General features: G+C 41.8%; 9 protein-coding genes. 3 read left to right on the top strand and 6 right to left on the bottom strand.

Translation table 11 applies throughout. The annotated features are described in order from the left end of the window. Positions 1–18 precede the first annotated feature (18 nt). From HMPREF3168_RS10940 to HMPREF3168_RS04615, 3 genes are read right to left on the bottom strand one after another with little or no spacing between them, the layout of a single operon-like run. A complete protein-coding gene (locus HMPREF3168_RS10940; protein ID WP_256388594.1) occupies positions 19–492 on the bottom strand; it encodes a pyridoxal-dependent decarboxylase in 474 nt (157 codons plus the stop codon). 14 nt (positions 493–506) lie between these two features. Continuing rightward, complete coding sequence (locus HMPREF3168_RS10935; RefSeq protein ID WP_256388593.1) at positions 507–833, bottom strand: pyridoxal-dependent decarboxylase; 327 nt, start codon at positions 831–833, stop codon at positions 507–509. A 20-nt stretch (positions 834–853) separates the two neighbouring features. Then, entirely contained in the window at positions 854–1,072 is a 219-nt protein-coding gene (locus tag HMPREF3168_RS04615; protein ID WP_070488689.1) for a hypothetical protein, read from the bottom strand. A 234-nt stretch (positions 1,073–1,306) separates the two neighbouring features. Here HMPREF3168_RS04615 and HMPREF3168_RS04610 point away from each other — a divergent pair, with 234 nt between their 5' ends. Further along, complete coding sequence (locus HMPREF3168_RS04610) at positions 1,307–2,158, top strand: helix-turn-helix domain-containing protein (protein WP_035162312.1); 852 nt, start codon at positions 1,307–1,309, stop codon at positions 2,156–2,158. Between the two features lie 88 nt (positions 2,159–2,246). Here the strand turns inward: HMPREF3168_RS04610 and HMPREF3168_RS10930 are convergent, their stop codons facing one another. Genes HMPREF3168_RS10930 through HMPREF3168_RS04600 form a run of 3 tightly spaced genes read right to left on the bottom strand, consistent with a single transcriptional unit; the run spans position 2,247 to position 2,957 of the window. Beyond that, positions 2,247–2,369 carry a hypothetical protein gene (locus tag HMPREF3168_RS10930; protein ID WP_016395780.1) on the bottom strand — a complete coding sequence of 41 codons (123 nt, stop codon included), beginning with the start codon at positions 2,367–2,369 and terminating at the stop codon, positions 2,247–2,249. Between the two features lie 15 nt (positions 2,370–2,384). After that, entirely contained in the window at positions 2,385–2,648 is a 264-nt protein-coding gene (locus tag HMPREF3168_RS04605) for a hypothetical protein (RefSeq protein ID WP_003617057.1), read from the bottom strand. A gap of 21 nt (positions 2,649–2,669) precedes the next feature. Beyond that, positions 2,670–2,957: a TetR/AcrR family transcriptional regulator gene (locus tag HMPREF3168_RS04600; protein ID WP_025895527.1), complete on the bottom strand. Its 288-nt coding sequence runs from the start codon at positions 2,955–2,957 to the stop codon at positions 2,670–2,672. Between the two features lie 115 nt (positions 2,958–3,072). Between HMPREF3168_RS04600 and HMPREF3168_RS10635 the strand changes: the two genes are divergently transcribed. Further along, entirely contained in the window at positions 3,073–3,237 is a 165-nt protein-coding gene (locus HMPREF3168_RS10635; RefSeq protein WP_236157180.1) for a hypothetical protein, read from the top strand. 31 nt (positions 3,238–3,268) lie between these two features. Continuing rightward, a complete protein-coding gene (locus tag HMPREF3168_RS04595; RefSeq protein WP_236157181.1) occupies positions 3,269–3,832 on the top strand; it encodes an ABC transporter permease in 564 nt (187 codons plus the stop codon). The last annotated feature ends 55 nt before the right edge of the window (positions 3,833–3,887 follow it).

Genomic DNA, 3,887 nt, shown 5'->3' with positions numbered 1-3,887 from the left:
CAAAATATCATCATGACGCTACACTAGTGTTTTCATAACCATCCAGAGTTTTAAGCTATCATATGGTTTGCTCCCAATGAATGGCGTTGTTTTTCCGAATGATAATGGGTCATCCATGATCAAGGCGTTTGTTCTAGAAAGTGTTCCAAAATCATCTACATTTTTCATCAAAACAACACTAAGGGTGTATGGCAACCACATGACTTTATGCGGATCCATGGTGCAACTATCATAGTGTCTTAAATACGTCACTTTTGACCTGTATGCATCTGAAAAACTCAAGGCAAACCCATGACATGCGTCTGCATGTAACCAAATATCATTTTCAACCTCTTTGACTACATGATATACGCCTTCCAAGTCTTCACATGTAGATGTCATTGAATCACATGCATAAACACCTACAAAGAGTACACTTTCTCCATAAAAATGAAGTAATCTTTTTAATTCTACTTGGTCAAGCCTATATTGCTTAGTTTTACAATATACCACCTTGACATCTAGATTTAACCATTCTGTCGCATAACTTGCCCAATGTTATTAGGAAGTATCACAATCTTCTTATCAGGATACTTTCTTGCAGCTGCCATCAAGGCATAAGTATTTGACATTACTCCGCCGGTCGTAACAGCCCCACCGAGTTGACTAACGTCTGTTAACTTATTATTAACTGCGTATCCTATCAATTCCCTCAACCAATTAAGTACATCAGCCTCAACTTCTGTCCCCATTGGTGAGCAAATATCCTTATTAATCAGATTTTGCTGTAAAAATACCTCAGCGACTGCCCCTGCTAGTCCGGCTAATGAATTCCCACAATCTGGGAAGCCCATAAACTTTTTGCTAGAAAAGTTTATATTCGATCAAGCGAACCAACTAATTCTTCAATAGAGTCATCTAGCGACTGCCCACCGAGTGGCAAGGCATCCGTGCTTATGGTGGTATTAAGGTCGTCAGCTCTATGCACCAAAGAACTATCTGTCTTCCAATCAATTAGTTTCCTTATGAATTGATTCAAATCTCTTTCAAATTCTACTTTATTCCCTTCTGAAAGTAGATCGTTATTTTTCATACCATGTGCTCCTTTCTACACTACGTAGTTTAACTATTACGATAGATTGATCGATAAAGTTGGCTGAACACCTCAAACCCATGATCCTCCCCATCAGCGATGATATTTACGTCAACTGAAAAATGTAAAAGTAAAGAATTTATTAAATACTTTTCATTTCATTTTCTTTTTCATTTCAATATTGTACACTGAATCAAAGGTATTTATCATTTTGTTGTGAAAGTGGGAATTCCAATGAAATCATCCTTAGGAAAAACACTCAGAGAAATCCGTGTAGGAAAACAAGTCAGCATTTGTTCACTTGCTGATCAACACCTGTCCAAATCGCAGATTTCCCGCTTCGAGCGTGGCGAATCTGAAATATCTTGTGCTAATCTCATTAACATATTAGATAAGTTAAACGTTTCTTTAGATGAATTCATGATTATCCATAATGATGTATCTCCAACGAGGACAGAATCTTTTTTCAACCTAATGAGCTACATCAGAAAGGCATATTTTGCTCAAAATACAGCTGAAATCATGAATTTGCTTTCTGCTAATTCCAGTTTTAAACTAAATCCTTTTGAAAAAACGATGATTAAATCAATTGTTCACACACTGGATAGCAATGTCTGTCCAACAAGGGAAGAGATAGCCCAACTAGTCGACTATTTGTTTAAGATAGAAAAGTGGGGCTACTACGAAATAACTTTGTTGGGAAACTGTGTAGAAACAATTCCATACGATTCTTTATTCCTGTTGACAAAGGAGATTCTAAAAAATTCTATTTATTACTCACTAAACAAAAACAACAAGCGGCTAGTGACGCGGCTTGCTATAAATTGCTTAACCATAAGCATTGATGAAAAAGAATTTGCAAATTGCGAGTACTTGATTCAAGAAATAAAAAATCTGTTAAGCAATGAATTAAATTACTACGAACAAACCGTTTTTCTTTACACAACAGGATATTTTGAGTTTATGAAGGGGAAACACGACGGAATTGAAAAAATGACAAAAGCCCTTCAGATTTTCAGTATTTTAGGTGATGAATCTCTTAAAGGCCTATATATCAATCACTTTTCCAAACACGTCGACATTTGACTACGTACACCAAAAAATCCCTCTCCAAAGAGCTATTTTCAAGCTCTCGGAGAGGGATTTTTTGTCACAGTTAGCGTAAATAGTCTCTTTATTTCAGGTAAGCCGTCAGTGCGCCGAAGATTGCCCGTACATCATAGCGGATCGGCTTGACCGGGGCAACAGCTTTCTTCATCCCTAGTAACTGGTAGACCGCCATTCTAGAAGCTCGCACCGATATTCTTCGGTACTACGGCCGACTAGCCTCAAAGTTTTGTATTTGTTCTTTCAGCACCTGCTCAGTCACCTTCAAGACTTCATCCAAGCTAGCCTTGCCATAAATACCCGCCAACCAGTCCAAATATGCCGTGGCGATGGTCGCTGAATACAGGTCGCTGCGGATTAAGGCCTCAGTCTTTGAGCTGGGGCCATTTTGCAAATCCGGCTTGAGCAGTTCTTGAAAGCTGTTTTTAAAAGCCTCCCGAAAGTCCGCGCAGTTTCCAGCCTTGGCCACGTAGCGGAAAAAGTCGATTTCCTAGTACATCAGCTGGCTGCTGACGTGAAAAAGGTCGGCCAAATCTGCAGATTCTTTAGCGGCCAATTGTCTCTCAATTTCGCCAATCATGTCATCGATGAATTCCTGGAAGACGTCATCGAGGTTGTCATAGTGCTTGTAAAAAGTCATCCGATTTAGTTCTGCCTGCCGGGCTAATTCCGCGATGGAAAAATTTCGGTAGCCTTTTTGGATCGTCAGGTCGATATAGGCCCGGCGGAATTCCCGCTTGTTTTTTATAAAGCGGCGGTCAGTTGAGTTTTTGTACATTTTTGGTCAGCACTCCTAAGCAAAGTGATAATTAACGATCACTTTGCATATTATTGCTGATTGTCCCTTAACTTGCAAGCCGCTAGAATTAAATGCCGAAAGGAGCAATTTTCCAATGAACATTATTTCCAGCCTGCTCTCCAAATACCCGGCAGACCAGGTTACCCCGCAAGACTTTATCGACAAATTGACCATCGGCAATCCCGGCTGGCAAAGCGCCTATTTGGCCGTGCGTCATTTTCGGCCTGCTGGTCTACATCATCCCGATCTACCTCACTGAAAAAGACCACCAGGGCCCTTACCCGCTCTACATGCACACCTTCTACTGCGCGGCGTACTTCATGGGGATCTGGGTCTTTTTGGACACTTGGTCCAAAAACGGCCACGTTGTCCTTTTCCTCTTGCTGGCCATCGGCGAAGCAATCTGGGTCTTGATGGAAATCTACAGCCTGCAGCGGGCCCTGACTTATGAAAAGGACATCAACTGGAAGCCGGGCACGTCCTTTAAGACGCGCCTGCGCGACGTCATCTTCCAAGTCTTGATCTTCTATGTTTCTTTGAACCTGCTGCGCTTTGAGCTGCATGACAGCACCATGTGGAAATTCTGGATCTTTACCCAGATTTTGATCACCACGGTTCCGGGCCTGAGCTTGGAAAAGCAGGGCAGTCGGCAAGGACACAATGTCTGGCTGCACGTCACCTTGATCTGCGTCGTCATCGCCAGTTTCAATCCCTGGTGCAACATGTGGGCGATTGTCGCGCCAAAACTTTTTTCACCGGCCAACAATCCCTGGTACTACATCACCGGGGCGGTCTGCCTCTTCTTCGCCGTCCATGGCTTGATCGTCTATCTCAAACTGCCGGCCAAAAAATAAGTTTAAAAAAATCTCCCCCTAGTAATGAAGTGCCATAGAAAAGTTAGACATTTTA

Source organism: Lactobacillus sp. HMSC08B12 (assembly GCF_001808415.1).
GTDB lineage: Bacteria > Bacillota > Bacilli > Lactobacillales > Lactobacillaceae > Lactobacillus > Lactobacillus delbrueckii.
Note: the sequence above shows the minus strand (reverse complement) of the source record. Positions and strands in the feature narration are given on the sequence as shown.